The 14,835-nt window shown below is 69.1% G+C and carries 14 protein-coding genes; all 14 read right to left on the bottom strand.

Features of this window, described 5'->3' with window-relative positions:
- Positions 1 to 2: 2 nt before the first annotated feature.
- The 14 genes from WS51_RS05775 to WS51_RS05840 all read right to left on the bottom strand — a co-directional run bounded on the left by WS51_RS05775 (position 3) and on the right by WS51_RS05840 (position 14,817).
- Complete coding sequence (locus WS51_RS05775) at positions 3 to 881, bottom strand: SDR family oxidoreductase (protein WP_069228758.1); 879 nt, start codon at positions 879 to 881, stop codon at positions 3 to 5.
- Positions 882 to 922: 41 nt separating this feature from the next.
- The gene (locus tag WS51_RS05780) at positions 923 to 2,074 is read right to left on the bottom strand and encodes an acetyl-CoA C-acetyltransferase (protein WP_059507503.1); all 1,152 of its coding nucleotides are present in this window, start codon (positions 2,072 to 2,074) and stop codon (positions 923 to 925) included.
- The gene (locus WS51_RS05785; protein ID WP_069228759.1) at positions 2,074 to 3,141 is read right to left on the bottom strand and encodes an acyl-CoA dehydrogenase family protein; all 1,068 of its coding nucleotides are present in this window, start codon (positions 3,139 to 3,141) and stop codon (positions 2,074 to 2,076) included. The genes WS51_RS05780 and WS51_RS05785 overlap by 1 nt, the downstream gene beginning before the upstream one ends.
- A 35-nt stretch (positions 3,142 to 3,176) precedes the next feature.
- Complete coding sequence (locus WS51_RS05790) at positions 3,177 to 4,346, bottom strand: acyl-CoA dehydrogenase family protein (RefSeq protein ID WP_059507505.1); 1,170 nt, start codon at positions 4,344 to 4,346, stop codon at positions 3,177 to 3,179.
- Entirely contained in the window at positions 4,343 to 5,146 is an 804-nt protein-coding gene (locus WS51_RS05795) for an enoyl-CoA hydratase family protein (RefSeq protein WP_069228760.1), read from the bottom strand. The genes WS51_RS05790 and WS51_RS05795 overlap by 4 nt, the downstream gene beginning before the upstream one ends.
- A 23-nt stretch (positions 5,147 to 5,169) precedes the next feature.
- Positions 5,170 to 6,258, bottom strand: a complete 1,089-nt coding sequence (locus WS51_RS05800; RefSeq protein WP_069228761.1) for an NAD(P)H-dependent flavin oxidoreductase — start codon at positions 6,256 to 6,258, stop codon at positions 5,170 to 5,172.
- The gene (locus WS51_RS05805) at positions 6,255 to 7,181 is read right to left on the bottom strand and encodes an enoyl-CoA hydratase (RefSeq protein WP_069228762.1); all 927 of its coding nucleotides are present in this window, start codon (positions 7,179 to 7,181) and stop codon (positions 6,255 to 6,257) included. The genes WS51_RS05800 and WS51_RS05805 overlap by 4 nt, the downstream gene beginning before the upstream one ends.
- An 8-nt stretch (positions 7,182 to 7,189) precedes the next feature.
- Complete coding sequence (locus WS51_RS05810; RefSeq protein ID WP_069228763.1) at positions 7,190 to 7,987, bottom strand: CoA-transferase subunit beta; 798 nt, start codon at positions 7,985 to 7,987, stop codon at positions 7,190 to 7,192.
- A gap of 10 nt (positions 7,988 to 7,997) precedes the next feature.
- The gene (locus WS51_RS05815) at positions 7,998 to 8,891 is read right to left on the bottom strand and encodes a CoA transferase subunit A (protein ID WP_069228764.1); all 894 of its coding nucleotides are present in this window, start codon (positions 8,889 to 8,891) and stop codon (positions 7,998 to 8,000) included.
- A 9-nt stretch (positions 8,892 to 8,900) separates the two neighbouring features.
- Entirely contained in the window at positions 8,901 to 9,797 is an 897-nt protein-coding gene (locus WS51_RS05820; RefSeq protein ID WP_069228765.1) for a VOC family protein, read from the bottom strand.
- Positions 9,798 to 10,230: 433 nt separating this feature from the next.
- Entirely contained in the window at positions 10,231 to 11,427 is a 1,197-nt protein-coding gene (locus WS51_RS05825; protein ID WP_069228766.1) for a glycosyltransferase family 87 protein, read from the bottom strand.
- Positions 11,428 to 11,534: 107 nt separating this feature from the next.
- Positions 11,535 to 12,212 carry a hypothetical protein gene (locus WS51_RS05830; protein WP_081333524.1) on the bottom strand — a complete coding sequence of 226 codons (678 nt, stop codon included), beginning with the start codon at positions 12,210 to 12,212 and terminating at the stop codon, positions 11,535 to 11,537.
- Positions 12,213 to 12,854: 642 nt separating this feature from the next.
- A complete protein-coding gene (locus tag WS51_RS32805) occupies positions 12,855 to 13,163 on the bottom strand; it encodes an SDR family NAD(P)-dependent oxidoreductase (RefSeq protein ID WP_069228767.1) in 309 nt (102 codons plus the stop codon).
- A gap of 67 nt (positions 13,164 to 13,230) precedes the next feature.
- Positions 13,231 to 14,817, bottom strand: coding sequence for a FadD3 family acyl-CoA ligase (locus tag WS51_RS05840; RefSeq protein ID WP_069228768.1), 1,587 nt, complete (start codon positions 14,815 to 14,817; stop codon positions 13,231 to 13,233).
- Between the last annotated feature and the right edge of the window lie 18 nt (positions 14,818 to 14,835).

Below are 14,835 nucleotides of genomic sequence, written 5' to 3' on the forward strand. Positions count from 1 at the left end.
CTTCAGCTCCCGTACACGCGCTGCGCGGGACGCGCGTCGGCGAGCAGCCGCGCAACCGCCGGGCCGACCTCGGCCGGCACCCAGCGCGCGCCGCGATCGACGCTCGGGCCGGTGCGCCAGCCTTCGGCAACCGCGATCATCCCGCCCGCGACCTCGAACACCTGGCCCGTGACGTCGGCCGACAGCGCGCTGCCGAGCCACACGACGAGCGGCGCGACGTTGGCCGGATCGAAATAGTCGAAGCCGCCGTCCTCGGGCTTCTTCATCATGTCGGCGAACACGCCCTCGGTCATCGATGTGCGCGCGGCCGGCGCGAGCGCGTTCACCCGCACGCCGTAGCGCTGCAGCTCGACCGCCTGCATCAGCGTGAGCGCCGCGATGCCGGCCTTCGCCGCGCCGTAGTTCGACTGACCGATCGACCCTTGCAGCCCGGCGCCCGAGCTCGTGTTGACGATGCGCGCGTCGATCGGCGCGCCGGCCTTCGCGGCGTCGCGCCACGCGCGCGCCAGCACGTTCGACAGGCAGAAATGGCCGCGCAGGTGCACGCGCATCACGTCGTCCCAGTCAGTTTCGGTCATGCTCGCGAACATCTTGTCGCGGCAGATGCCCGCGTTGTTGATCAGCACGTGCACGTCGCCGAACGCGTCGCGCGCGGCATCGACGATCCGCTGCGCGGTGTCGATCCGGGTGATGTCGTCGGCATTCGCGAGCGCGCGACCGCCGCGTCGGGCGATCTCGTCGCACACGGCCTGTGCGGCCTCGTGACGGATGTCGTTGACGACGACCGCCGCGCCTTCATCCGCGAACGCGAGCGCGTATTCGCGGCCGAGCCCGCCGCCCGCGCCGGTGATGATCACGGTGCGTCCGTGACAGATTCCCATGCTTGTGTCTCCTCGATCGACAGATCGTGAAAGTGCCGCGCTCACAGGCGCTCGATGATCGTGACGTTCGCGAGGCCACCGCCTTCGCACATCGTCTGCAATCCGTAACGACCGCCGGTGCGTTCGAGCTCGTGCAGCAGCGTCGTCATCAACCGCGCGCCCGTCGCGCCAAGCGGATGGCCGAGCGCGATGCCGCCGCCGTTCGGGTTGGTCCTTTCGTGCGGGAAGCGCGTGTCCGCGAGCCATGCCTGCGCGACCGACGCGAATGCCTCGTTCATCTCGACGACGTCGATCCGCGACCAGTCGAGCCCGCTCTTCTTCAATGCGGCCTGGGTTGCCGGGATCGGTGCGGTGAGCATCCACAGCGGATCGTCGCCGAGCACGCTCAGGTGGTGAATGCGCGCGCGCGGCGTAAGCCCGTAGCGCTTGAGCGCATCCTCCGACACGATCAGCAACGCGGCGGCCGCGTCGCAGGTCTGGCTCGCGACGGCGGCCGTCAGCGAGCCGCCCGGCATCAGCGGCTCGAGCGTCGCCATCTTTTCCAGCGACGTGTCGGGGCGCGGCGTCTCGTCGTGCAGCACGCCTTCGAACGGCACGATTTCCCGCTTGAAATGGCCGGCCTCGATCGCCGCCACCGCGCGCCGGTGGCTTTCCAGCGCGTAGCGCTCCATCGCATCGCGCGACAGGTTCCAGTGATCGGCGATCCGCTGTGCCGCGACGAACTGCGACACCGGCGCGTCGCCGAAGCGCGCGCGCCAGCCGGCGCTGCCCGAGAACGGGTCGTCGAAGCCGAGCGGCGCCGCGCTCGTCATCGCGGACGAGATCGGGATCTGCGTCATCGTCTGCACGCCGCCCGCGACCACGACGTCCTGCACGCCGCTCATCACGGCCTGCGCGGCAAAATGCACGGCCTGCTGCGACGAGCCGCACTGCCGGTCGACCGTCACGCCCGGCACCTGCAGCGGCAGCCCGGCCGCGAGCCAGCACGTGCGCGCGATGTTGCCGGCGAGCGGGCCGATCGTGTCGACGCAGCCGAACACGACGTCGTCGTATTCGTCGGCCGGAATCGCATTGCGTTCGACGAGCGTCTTCAGCACGAAGCCGCCGAGGTCCGCCGCATGCACGTGGGCAAGCCCGCCCTTGCGGCGGCCGGTCGGCGTGCGCAGCGCGTCGACGATATAGGCTTGTTTCATCAATGTGTTTCCTCGAAGTCGAAGGTCTGCGCGGGACCGATCGGCAATGCTTCACCGAGGATCGCGTCGGCCACGCGGGCCTTGTGGAATGCGTTGTCGCCCCAGCTGCCGGAGAGCGCCCAGATCCGCTTCATGAAGATCTGCAGGTCGAGCTCCCACGTGTAGCCGATCGCGCCGTGCACCTGCATCGCGTGACGCGCGGCCAGTTGCGCGGCGGCGGTCGCCGCGAGCTTCGCGTGCGACACCAGCACCGCGCGCCGCGGGTGATCGTCGGCGATCGCCTGCGCGGCGCGCGCGATCACCGGCCGCGCGAACTCGTAGCGGATCGCGACGTCGGCGAGCAGGTGCTTGAGCGCCTGGTACGAGCCGATCGCCTTGCCGAACTGCTTGCGTTGCGCGCTGTAGTCGATCGCGACGTCGAGCACGCGCTGCGTGAGACCGAGCAGTTGCGCCGCGACCGCGAACGCACCGTGGTCGAGCGCGCGATCGAGCAGCGGCGCGGCTTCGTCGGCGCTCGCGATGCGCGTGGCCGCCGACGGCTCCCAGTCGAGCGTGAACAGGCGCCGCGATGGATCGACGCTGTCGACCGCGCGCCATGCGCACTGCGCGGGGTCGACCCGGTGCAGCTCGCCGCGGTGCGCGCACAGCAGCGTCTGCGCGACGTGCACGTCGGCCGCATACGGGTTCACCGGATGCACGAGCGCGACACGCGCGCGCCCTTCGGCGATGTCGCGCAGCAGCGCGTCGCGCCAGTCGCTGGCCGGCAGCCGCGCGAGCACGCCGGCCGACACGAGCGCCGTATCGAGCAACGGCTCCGGGCTGCCGAAGTAGCCGTAGGTCTGCGCGAGCAGCGCCCATTCCACTTCGGTCAGGCCGAGGCCGCCGTGCGCGTCGGGCACCGACACGGCGGTCAGCCCCTGCGACGCGAACAGCGACCACAACGCGTCGGAGCGGCCCGTCGGCGTGGCCCACAGCTCGCGGATCAGCTCCGGCGTCATTTCGGTCATCAGCAGGCGCTTCACGCTGTCGGCAAGCGCTTCCTGGTCTTCATCGAATACGAAATCCATACGATGTCCGTTCAGTGAGGGGGGCGCCGGCACGCTCACGCGCGCGGCATGCCGAGCATCCGTTCGGCGACGATGTTGCGCTGGATCTCGTTGGTGCCCGCGTAGATCGGGCCGGCCTGCGCGAACAGGAAGCCGTCGAGCCAATGGCCGAGCGTCGCATGCTGCGCGGCCGTCTGCGGGACGACCTCGCCGTGCGCACCGAGAATGTCGAGCGCGGTCTGATGCATGCGCAGGTCGAGCTCCGACCAGAACACCTTGTTGGTGCTCGACTCCGCGCCGATATGGCCGCCCTTGAGCAGCCGGCTCGCAGTCGCGTAGGTCGACAGCGCGTATGCCTGCGCGTCCATCCACGCGGACACCACGCGTTCGCGCAGCGTCGGATCGCGATCCGCGCTGTCGCGGTGCGCGAGATACAGGTCGCGCAGCGCCTGCGCGGTGCGCTGGAAGCGCGCGGGCGAACGCAGCATCAATCCGCGCTCGAAGCCGGCCGTGGCCATCGCGACCTGCCAGCCCGCGCCTTCTGCCGCGAGACGGTTCTCGACCGGCACACGCACGTCATCGAAGAAGATTTCCGCGAAGCCCGTCTGCCCGTTCAACTGGCGGATCGGCCGCACGGTGATGCCCGGCGCGGACAGCGGCACCATCAGGAACGTGAGCCCGTGGTGACGCGACGATTCGGGATCGCTGCGGAACAGCCCGAACAACCAGTCGGCCCACACCGCGCGCGTCGACCAGATCTTCTGGCCGTTGAGCACGTATTCGTCGCCGATGCGGATCGCGCTCGTGCGGATCGCGGCCATGTCCGAGCCCGCGTTCGGCTCCGACCAGCCCTGCGCCCACACGTGCTCGCCCGCCGCCATCGCCGGCAGGAAGCGCGCCTTCTGCTGAGGAGTACCGAAATCCATCAGCGTCGGACCGAGCAGGAAGATGCCGTTCTGGTTCACGCGCATCGGTGCGTCGGCGCGCCAGTACTCTTCCTCGAAGATCAGCCACTCGATCAGGTCGCAACCGCGCCCGCCCAGCTCGCGCGGCCACGTGACCATGCTCCAGCGGCCCGAATGCAGCGTGCGCTCCCATTCGCGGTGCGCGGCGAAGCCTTCCTCGGTGTCGAAGCTCGGCAGCCGCTCGCGCGGCACGTGCGCGGCGAGCCATTCGCGGATTTCCGCGCGGAACGCCTGCTGTTGCGGCGTATAGGTCAGGTTCATGCGCGTGCCTCCTCGGCTTGCGCGTCGAACCGCGCGTCGCGCTTCTCGACGAATGCGGCGCGCGCCTCCGTCGAATCGTTAGTCATGTACGCCTGCAGCGTGAAGCCCTGCTCCCAGCGGTACTTGTCCTCCAGATCTCCGTCCTCGACGCCGTTCAGCGCCTCCTTCGCGAGCCGCACCATCGCGGGACTCTTTTCCGCGATCCTGCGGGCGATCGCAAGCGCCGCATCGCGCAGCGCGTCGCGCGCGACGACCTGCTCGAGCGCCCCGAGCCGATGTGCTTCGGCCGCGTCGATCATCTCGCCGGTGAAGTACATCGCGCGGACCTTCTGCACCCCGAACAGTCGTTGCAAATGCGCGCCGCCCCCCATCGCGCCGCGATCGATCTCCGGCACGCCGAAGCGTGCGCAGTCGGCCGCGACGACGATGTCCGCCGCGCCGCAAATGCCGATTCCGCCGCCGAGCACGAAGCCGTGCACGGCCGCGATCACCGGCTTCGGGTTGCGGTGCACCGCGCGGAACGTCTCGTAGTTGCCCGCGTTGACCGATACGATCCGCTCCGGATGCGCGGCCAGCTCCTTGATGTCGACGCCCGCGCAGAAGCCACGGCCTTCGCCGCGCACGACGATCACGCGCACGTCTTCGTCCTCGCCAAGCGCATCGAGCGCGCGTGCGAGCGCATGCCAGCCCTGCGCATCGAGCGCGTTCACGGGCGGATGGGCGATCACCAGTTCGGCGATGCCGTCGGCGCGCTCGATCCGGAACGGCATCGCGCCGTCCGGTTGTTTGGATGTAGTCATCTCCTGCCTCCCTGTGATGTCCTTCAGGCCGCGTCGGTCGCCGCCACGCTGCGCAACGCGGCCAGCGCGTCGAGCCGCTCGCACGCTTGCGCGACGATCCGCGCGATCAGCGCGTCGCACGATTCGATCGCGCCGATCATCGCGGCCGCCTGGCCGCTCGGCAGCACGCCGTCGTCCGGCCGCCCTTCGACGATCGCGCGCTGGATCAGGAACGGCGCGTTCGCGGCCATCAGCGTCTGGCTCGCCGTGTAGTCGTGCGAGCGCAGCGCCTTGATCGCCAAGCCCAGCATGTCGGTCGTACGCAGCCCGTTCTGACGGCGCCACGCTTCTGCCGTCTTCAGCGCGAACAGCGTGCGGCGCAGCGGGTCGAAGCGCTCGAGCTTCAGCAGATACGGGTTGTCGATCATCCGTTGCGGCAGCCCGTCGAGCGCATCCGACACGCGGATCCGCGCCGGGTCGCCGACCGCGACGTACCGGTCGAGCGTCGCGCGCGGCACCGGCGATTCGGCGCTCATCAGGAAGCGCGTGCCCATCGCGATGCCGGCGGCGCCGTACGCGAGCGCGGCAGCCAGCCCGCGCCCGTCGAAGAAGCCGCCGGCCGCGACGACCGGCACCCGCACCGCGTCGAGCACCTTCGGCAACAACAGCGTGGTCGGCACCGAGCCGGTGTGGCCGCCGCCTTCCGCGCCCTGCACGGTCACGATGTCCGCGCCGAGCTCGACCGCCTTCGCCGCGTGCTTCGGCGCGCCGACGGTCGGCATGCAGACGATGCCGGCGTCCTTGAAGCGGCGGATCGTCTTCGCGTCCGGCCCGCGGCCGTAGCTGACCGCGCGCAGCCGGTGCGCGATCGCGAGATCGACCACCTGCGCGGCGTTCTTCTGGAACATGTGGAAGTTGATGCCGAACGGCTTGTCGGTCAGCGACTTCACCTTCAGGATCTCGGCCTCGAGCTGCTCCGGTTCGAGCGTCGCGCCGGCCAGGAAGCCGAAGCCGCCGGCGTTGGCGGTCGCCGCGACGAGGCGCGCGTCGGCCACCCAGCCCATCGCGGTCTGCACGATCGGGTAGCGGCAGCCGAGCAGGTCGCACAACGGCGTATGCAGCGTCGTGCTCATGCGGCCGCTCCGTTGACGGCCGCCGCTGCCGCAGCGGCGCGCCCTTCGTCGTCCGCCTGCTCCGGGCGGCGCTGCGAGCTGGCCATCTTGCGCGCGTCGTAGCCGCCGAGGCGGTCGCCGCTGACGAGCTCGTTGTGCGCGTGCGCGAAGTGATGCCATGCGAATGCCGCGTCCATCGCCGCGCGCTTGCCCTGCAGTTCCTCGACGTGGTTCAGCGCCTGCTTGGTCAGCGCGAGGCCGAGCCGCGGCATCGTCGCGATCTTCGCGGCGATCGCGTAAGTCGCGTCGCGCAGCCGCTCGCGCGGCACCACGCGGTTGACCATGCCCATCTGGTACGCGCGCTCGGCCGGCATCCGCTCGCCGAGGAACAGGAATTCCTTCGCGATGCGCGGGTTCAGCTCGTATGCATGCGCGAAATACTCGACGCCCGGAATCCCCATCCGCACGACTGGATCCGCGAAGAACGCGTCTTCCGACGCGACGATCAGGTCGCATACCCACGCGAGCATCAGCCCGCCCGCGATGCATGCCCCGTGCACCATCGCGATGGTCGGCTTCGGCAGGTCGCGCCAGCGCCGGCACATCCCGAGATACACCTCCTGTTCGCGCGCATAGAGGAATTCGCCGCCCTCCTTGTCGACGTGGTCGTACCACAGCGACGCGCGCTCGAACGACTCGTGAATGTCGCGCCCGGGCGTGCCGATGTCGTGGCCCGCCGAGAAATGCTTGCCGTTGCCCGCGAGCACGATCGCCTTCACTGCGTCGTCATGCGACGCGCGCCGGAACGCCGCGTCGAGCGCATACGTCATCTTCGAGTTCTGCGCGTTGTGATACTCGGGACGGTTCATCGTGATCGTCGCGATGCCGTCCTCGACCACATAGTCGACGACACCGTCGCCGAACGCCATCTGGGTCGCTTCCATGTCGGACCTCATCCGCGGCGCGGCGCCGGATTGTTGCGCACGATCGTCGCGCGCAGGTTGTGAGGGTCGAGCGCACGCACGATGCGCAGGTCTTCCGCGCTCGGCGGGGCCGTCGTGCCGAGCTCCGGCGCGGCAACCAGCGGGAAGCCGGTCGCGTCCTGCACCTCGTCGAAGCTCACGCCCGGATGCAGCGAGCGCACGCGGATCGCATGGTCGGGGCCGCCGAAATCCATCACGCAGAGATCGGTGACGATGCTGCGCAGGTCGACGAAGGTCTTCATGGCGGGCAGCCGGCGCGCCGGGTTGTAGCCGACCGTGCAGACCATGTCGACTTCGCCTTCGACGAACGTGCGCTTGCCATGGCCGCTGATGAAGAACGAATTCGCATGGTTCGTCGAGTTGCCGGGGAAGCCGCGCGCGCCGAGCAGTTGCGTCTTGGGCCGCGCATAGTCGTCGCCAAGCCACGAGATGTTCGCCTGGCCGAAGCGGTCGATCTGCGTCGGCATTACCAGCGCGTGGCGGCGGCCGTGCCACAGGCAGTCGAACACGCGCTCGTAGGTCATCCAGCCGCTCGCCTTCACGCGAAAACCGTCGGGGCGCGGCCCGAGCGGGACCGGCTCCTCGACGAGATACGCCTCGCCGTCGGTCAGCATCAGGCCGTTGTTGTACGCGAGCCGCGCAAGGCCAGCCGCGAGCCGCGGGCCCGTGCCGATACCGGTCGCCAGCACTTCGCCGTCGTCGCGCCAGAGTCGCGCGGACGCGACGATCATCAGTTCCGCGAGGGAATGGTCGAGAAATTCGCTCACAGGCGCTCCTTTACAGAATCGGCAACGGCAGCGTCGTCACGTGCGACAGGCCGCCGACGCCTTCGAGATACTGGCGTTCGTCCCGGCCGACCACGTCGCGCAGGTACGCCGCCGTCTTCGCATCGTCTTCCGCGCTCGCGCAGTACGCGCGCAGGTACGGCAAGTCCCAGCCGTAGGCGGGCCCGCACGAGGTCGGGTGCGCGCCGCCCGGCGCAGGCACGACGCCGGTGACGAGCGAGCGCTCGAACGGGTTGCGTTTCGCGGCATCGAGGTCTTCGGTCGCGAGCGATGCGTCGACCGTTTCCGCAGACACGTAGCAGCGCTGCGCGGCGCGCGCCATCCACGCGTCGAAGAATGGATCGGGGCCGTCGATGCGCGTATTGCCCATCCGGTCGGCCGCGTTCACGTGCAGCAACGCGACGTCGAGTTCGAGCGCCGGCATCGCGAGCAGCGTCTCGCCGTCGTCGTACGGAGACCTGACCGTGCGCAATTGCGGCGCGTGGTCGAGCAGCGCGGTGCCGAGCCCGGCGCGTGTCGGCAGGAACGGCAGGCGCGCGGCGGCCGCGCGCAGGCCGAGCTGCAACATGCCTTCGTCGAGTTCCAGCACGTCGATGCGGCCCTGCTCGCGGGCGCGCCGGAAATGCGGTTCGAGCGGGATCACGTCCAGCGACACGAAGCCGAACACCACCTTGCGCACCTTGCCCGCCGCGCACAGCAGGCCGACGTCGGCGCCGCCGTAGGCGACGAGCGTCAGGTCCTTCAGGTTCGAGCGCGCGATCTCGCGCACCAGCGCCATCGGTTTGCGCCGCGGCCCCCATCCGCCGATGCCGATCGTCATGCCGTCGGCGAGTTGCGCGACCACGTCGCGCGCGGACATCGTCTTGTCGAGAGGTTTCATCGTCATCGTGCTGGCTTACCGGTATCCGATGCTGAAATCGTGGCCCCACTGGCTCACCTTGGTGGCCTCGAACACCGCGTGCTTCGACCAGTCGACCGTGAGGCCGCCGAAGCCGTATTCGAGATCGAAGCCGCCGGGGGTCTTCATGTAGAACGAGATCATCTGGTCGTTGCAGTGCCGGCCGAGCGTCGCCGACATCTTCACGTCGTGCGCGGCGACCCGATCGAGCGCGCGGCCGACTTCGTCCATCGAGTCGACTTCGGCCATTACATGCACGCAGCCCGACGGCACGGCCATCTCGAACAGCGCGAGGCTGTGATGGCGCGCGTTGCGGCAGTGCATGAAGTGGATGCGTTTCTCGGGTTCCGCGGGGTCCGGCGTGAACCTCACGCGGTAGATGTCGGACAGCTCGAAGCCGAGCACGCCGCACACGAATGCGTCGGTCGCGTCGAACTGCGGCGCGGGCAGCACCGCGTGACCCAGACCCATGTCGCCGGTGACGAAGCGCGCGACGCCGAGCGGCGACACGAAGCGGCGGAAGTCGCAGCGCGCGCCCCAGTACAGCTCGTGGCGGTTGCCGGACGGATCGGTGCACCACGCCATCGCCTGCACGCGGCGCAGTGCGGCTTCGTCGCGCGTCGCGCGCACGGCCTCGACGCCCGCATGTTGCAACGCCGCGAGCGCGGCGTCGAAGGCGGCGGCGTCGGGCAGCTCCCAGCCCGACGCCAAATAGCGATCGGCCGTGCCGGGGACGATCACGTAGCGGAAATCGCGCTCGTCCATCTTCAGGTACAGCGCGCCGTCGGGTGCGTCGAGCGCCTGCATGCCCAGCACGTCTTCCGCGTAGCGGCGCCACGCATCGACGCGGGTCGCCTCGACGACGACGTAGCCGAGCGCACGGACATCGATCATGTCGGCCTCCTCCAGGTTCAGATTCCGTTGTTCGTGAAAGGATTCTGGACGGTCGGGGATGGCGTCACATCGTCTGTTGGGACGAGAGCCGGTGGGAGGCGGGAGCGTGGCGCGGCCAGTGCGTTGGGGGAAACGGCGTTGTCTTGGTGCGGCGCGGCAACGGAGGTCGGGAGAGGGAGGCCGGAGCGATGCCTGGACAATCGGGGACAACGCGGATGGTATGCGAATGCTCAGCTCGCCAATCCGGGCATCTACAACGGCAGCAGACGCTTGCCGTGGCGAACCGGCAGGTCGCCGTGACGGTGGCCCCCGTCAGTGCCGCACTGATTCGCATTAGCTAACGTTGTCAACCCACGACTGGAACGTGGCTCGACGTCTTGCGTCGCGATTCAGCCGATTCGCCCGCCCCGGCCGCCGTGCACGCGATGATCCGTCACGATGCCGCGGCCGCCAGCATGCTTCGCCGCACGACCACCGCCAGCACCGCGACCAGGATCGCCGACGCGACCGGCCACATCGTGCCCGTAATGACCGCGACGAACGCCTGCGCCGGCGCGAGCCATGCGAGCGCCAGGACGGCCGTCTCGAGCCGGTCCGGCCGAAGGTTGCGGCAGTCGAGCAGCAGGAAGATGACCGGCAGCACCAGCCACAACAAGTCGTAATACATGAAGTACGGCTGAACGAGCAGCGTCGCGGCAGCCAGTGCGGCCGCACGCAATTCGAAGCGCGTCGCGCGAATCCATACATAAGCGACGGCCACGACGGCGCCCACCGCGACGCACGTTTGCAAGCCGTATGCGACCTGAATCGACAGGCCCGCGGCGCGCGCGAACCCGAAGATCGACGGCATGCCGCGCCAGAGCGTCTCGCCGTACGCCATCACGCCGCGATCGAAGGACGGCAGGAACGCGAAAAACGCGATCCACGCCTGCCACCCGAATATGATCGCCGAAACCGCGACGAGTCCGGCACTGAACATGCCCGCCGAGGCCAGCGCCGTCCAGTGCCGTCCGCAGATCAGGGCCAACGGGAACAGCACGCCGTATTGCGGCTTCACCATCAGGAGCGCGATGCAGGCGCCCGCGACGACCGGGCGCGACCTGAGCATCAACAGCGCCGCGCCGGCCGCCGCGACGGTCAGAAACGCATTCTGCATCGTCAGCGCGGCACCGATCAGCCCCGGAAACGCGGCGATCGCGAGCCGCCACTGGCCGTCGAGCGAACGCGTCAGTCGCGCGACGACCGCCGCATAGCAGGCGATGGTCAGCAAACCGAACAAAACGACGGCATTCGCGAACGGCATCAAGCCGAACGGGACGACGACGAGCAGAAAGGTCGGCGGATACGGCCACGGCGCGAAATCGTCGAAAGGCCGCAGCGCGGCCTCGATCGGCTGAATCCATTGCGGCGAGAAGATCGCCGTCGGGCCGTGCTCGAGCGCGACCCGCGCCGTTGCCCAGAATATCGCGAAGTCCGACCCGACCATCGGCGCGGACCTGTCGTGCCACAGGTAATAGCGGATCGCCCAGACGACGAGGAAGAGAACCTGCAACGCGAGCGCCGCGACGGCATACGTGCCGACGCGCCGTCCATCGGCTGCACGATCGTCCGCTGCACGTACCCGCTCCATCGACCACCCCGCGCTATGTGTTCCGGTGAAGCATGGATGACGCCCGGCCCGCGCTGCGGCCGACACTGCGCATGCGTCGCATGGCCGTGCCGTGATGGGCGTGCCGCTCAGAACCGGTACGAGATCCCGATCTGCAGGACCGGATACCACCGATACCGCGACATTACCCGGTTCAGTTCGTCGAGGCCGCTGGAGGCCAGAACCTGGCTCTTCTGCGGTCCGGCTGCGGCGGCGAGCGCCGGCGACAGCGTGTACGAGCAGCGCGGGATCCCGTATGCGACGCCAAGATCGGCGACGAAGCCGAGCCCTTTCGATGCCGGCCGGTGCCCGTAGCCGATCCCGACGTACGGCATCACGGCCGGATAGCGCGCCTCCGCGACCGCGTACATCCCGGGCAGCGCCGGATATCGCTTGCCGCCGAACACGTAGGTGCCGTTGGTGGGCACCGACACGCCGCGGATTTCGTCGTCGTTGAAGCGCAACCCGATCGTTGCACGAAAGCCGCTGCCGCGCCACGGAAAGATATCGGCATACAGGCCGCCCTGGCGCAGCTTGATGTCGTCCTGATAGCGATTGCCGGCCACGGTGAAGTCGTGCGTCAGATTGATCGCATTGAAATCCGTGTGTGCGCCCAGCACGGAGTTGAAGCTCACGGCCGCGCCGATGCCGACGCCTTGCGTACCGCCCTGCAGGTAGATTTCCTGCGCGTGCGCGCCGGCCGCGAACACGATCGCCAGCGCTGCCCATTGGTTCACAGTCATTTTCACGGGCGTCTCCCCCGACATGTGCCGGGTGCGCCGACCCGCCGCGTGCAGCGCATGCCGCCACGCGCAGCGGGCCCCCGACACGACATCTCGCAAGCAAGCTTGCTGTTTGACGGATCGCACGTGCGGTGTCCGTTCGTGTCTTCGAAACGACGCCTCGCGCGTTCGACACGACCGGCGACCATTGCGCGGCTCGATCCGATCCCCGATATTTCGATGTCGTTGCATGCCGCTCTCGCGATTCGTCGTTGATATCGATCGCGGTTGTGTCGAGCGGCACCGGCCTAACCGCAAGGCATGTGCCATGCGGCGCGGACCGGCGCCGGGCAAGCGTCTCGGCCGGACGCCCGGGGTTATGCGGGAGGGAATCGACGGAAATGTTTCAGGAACGCATCTGTTTACGGCGCGGGAGCGCCGTGGCCGATGCAGGGAAGCTACGCATCGGGCGTTGCGACGCGCGCCGGCCAAGCGTGCGCGGCCGTCGGCATCCACGAAGCCGCAACGACCGGCAAGCGCGTGTGGCACCACACGTCCGGGAAAAATGTTTCATCGACGTGACCCCGCCCGGGCCATGCGTGGCCAGAGAGACGTCATCCCGCGATGCGGGTCAGGGTGATTACCGAGGACGATGCGTGCGCAACGAGTCGGCGGCGAGATGGGCGCTCACGCGCGTCGAAGCATGGAATGTGGGCCGACGATCCCGTTCGCCGGCGGTGTGCCAGATTCGACGAATCGGGCGCCAAGAGCAACGGACGTGTTCGTGTGCACGCGGCTGTGCGTGTCGATCTGCGCGGGATCGGTCACGTCCGCGCGATGCGCGGTGGCAGCGACGCCTGTGTCGCGCAGGTCGCGCGCGACACGCTCAGCGACGTCGGCCTTGCTGCGATAACCGAGCGCGACCGGCACGCCGGCGCGTGCGAATTCGAGCGCAACGCTCTGCCCGATCCTGCCGCTGCCGCCGAACACGAGCACCGCCCCCGGTGGAAATCCGTTGTCGTTCGTGCGTTCATCCCGTTGGTCACGGATCGCGCGCCGGCGCTCAGGCCGCCGCCTCGGCGCCCACGCGCAGCCGGTACTTCAGCACCTTGCCGGCCGCGCTCGTCGGCAGTTGGTCGACGAACGTGAAATGCCGCGGCACCTTGTAGTTCGCCATGTTGCCGCGTGCCCAGTCGTTCAGCGCGTCGGCGTCGGTGTGCGCGCCGGGACGCAGCACGACGTACGCATGCCCGACTTCGCCGAGCCGCTTGTCCGGCACGCCGACCAGCGCGACCTGTGCGATCGCCGGGTGCGCGGCCAGCAGCCGCTCGATCTCGGCCGGATAGCAGTTGAAGCCGCCGACGATGAACATGTCCTTGATCCGGTCGGTGATCTTCAGGTTGCCGTTCGCGTCGACGCAGCCAAGGTCGCCGGTATGCAGCCACCCGTCGGCGTCGACGGCCTCGCGCGTCGCTTCCGGCTGGTTGAAGTAGCCGCGCATCACGTTGTAGCCGCGCACCCAGATCTCGCCGGTTTCCTCCGACCCGAGCGCGGCACCGTCCCGCCCCGCGATGCGCAGCTCGACGCCCGGCATCGGCCTGCCCGACGTGCACGCGACCGTCTGCGCGTCGTCGCCATGACGGCACAGCGTCGCGAACCCGCACGATTCGGTCAGCCCGTAGCCGGTCAGCACGGTCTCGAAGCCGAGCTCCGCGCGCATCCGCTCGATCAGGCTCGGCGCGATCGCGGCCGCGCCCGTCACCGCGATTCGCAGCGAAGACAGGTCGTGCGTCGCGCGTTCGGGCGCATCGAGAAGCGCGTAGTACAGCGTCGGCGGCCCGGGCAGCACCGACACGCGTTCGGCGGCGATGCGCCGCAGGACGTCGGCGGGCTGGAACACGAGATGCGGCAGCACGGTCGCGCCGCTCGACAATGCGGCGAGCCACCCCGCCTTGTAACCGAACGTATGGAAAAACGGATTGACGATCAGATAGCGGTCGTCCCGGCGCACGCCGGCGATCGCGGCCCACGCCTGTGCGGCCTTCAGGTTCTGTCCGTGCGCGGTCATCACGCCCTTCGGGCGGCCGGTCGTGCCGGACGTGAACATCAGGTCCATCACGGTATCCGGTGTCACCTGCGCCTCACGCTCGCGCACGGCGGCGAGCGGCACCGCCGCACCGCGCGCGAGGAACGCGTTCCACGTTCCGTCGCATGCACCGGACGGCGGTTCGCCGTCGAACACGACGACGCGTTCGAGCGTCGCGGGCCGGTGCGGCGCGAGCATCGCCGGATAGGATTCGCCGAGGAAGGTGCCGCAGCAGAACAGCAGCCGTGCCCCGCTGTCGTGCAGGATGCCGCCCACTTCCATGCCCTTCATCCGCGTGTTGACCGGTACGAGGATCGCGCCGACGGTGTGGATCGCCAGCGCCGCGACGATCCATTGCGGCAGGTTCGGCGCCCATACGGCGATCCGGTCGCCGGCATCGATGCCGCTCGCGAGCAGCGCGCGGGCCGCCTCGAGACGCGCCGCGTCGAGTTCCGCATAGGTCAGTCGGCCGTGCTCCGACTCGATCGCCGGATGCGCGCCGTGGCGCGCGGCAGCCCGCGCGATCAGCGCGGGCGTGGTGAGGATTTCGTTGTCCATCGTCATAGGCATCGCAACAGGGTT

It is taken from the genome of Burkholderia territorii, from assembly GCF_001718335.1.
Lineage (GTDB): Bacteria > Pseudomonadota > Gammaproteobacteria > Burkholderiales > Burkholderiaceae > Burkholderia > Burkholderia territorii.

What these genes read in the sequence shown, in the direction of transcription:
- WS51_RS05840 (WP_069228768.1), bottom strand. Translation starts at nt 14,817, where the DNA reads ATGACGATGGACAACGAAATCCTCACCACGCCCGCGCTGATCGCGCGG.
- WS51_RS05825 (WP_069228766.1), bottom strand. Translation starts at nt 11,427, where the DNA reads ATGGAGCGGGTACGTGCAGCGGACGATCGTGCAGCCGATGGACGGCGC.
- WS51_RS05820 (WP_069228765.1), bottom strand. Translation starts at nt 9,797, where the DNA reads ATGATCGATGTCCGTGCGCTCGGCTACGTCGTCGTCGAGGCGACCCGC.
- WS51_RS05815 (WP_069228764.1), bottom strand. Translation starts at nt 8,891, where the DNA reads ATGACGATGAAACCTCTCGACAAGACGATGTCCGCGCGCGACGTGGTC.
- WS51_RS05775 (WP_069228758.1), bottom strand. Translation starts at nt 881, where the DNA reads ATGGGAATCTGTCACGGACGCACCGTGATCATCACCGGCGCGGGCGGC.
- WS51_RS05790 (WP_059507505.1), bottom strand. Translation starts at nt 4,346, where the DNA reads ATGAACCTGACCTATACGCCGCAACAGCAGGCGTTCCGCGCGGAAATC.
- WS51_RS05785 (WP_069228759.1), bottom strand. Translation starts at nt 3,141, where the DNA reads ATGGATTTCGTATTCGATGAAGACCAGGAAGCGCTTGCCGACAGCGTG.
- WS51_RS05830 (WP_081333524.1), bottom strand. Translation starts at nt 12,212, where the DNA reads ATGTCGGGGGAGACGCCCGTGAAAATGACTGTGAACCAATGGGCAGCG.
- WS51_RS05800 (WP_069228761.1), bottom strand. Translation starts at nt 6,258, where the DNA reads ATGAGCACGACGCTGCATACGCCGTTGTGCGACCTGCTCGGCTGCCGC.
- WS51_RS05795 (WP_069228760.1), bottom strand. Translation starts at nt 5,146, where the DNA reads ATGACTACATCCAAACAACCGGACGGCGCGATGCCGTTCCGGATCGAG.
- WS51_RS05780 (WP_059507503.1), bottom strand. Translation starts at nt 2,074, where the DNA reads ATGAAACAAGCCTATATCGTCGACGCGCTGCGCACGCCGACCGGCCGC.
- WS51_RS05805 (WP_069228762.1), bottom strand. Translation starts at nt 7,181, where the DNA reads ATGGAAGCGACCCAGATGGCGTTCGGCGACGGTGTCGTCGACTATGTG.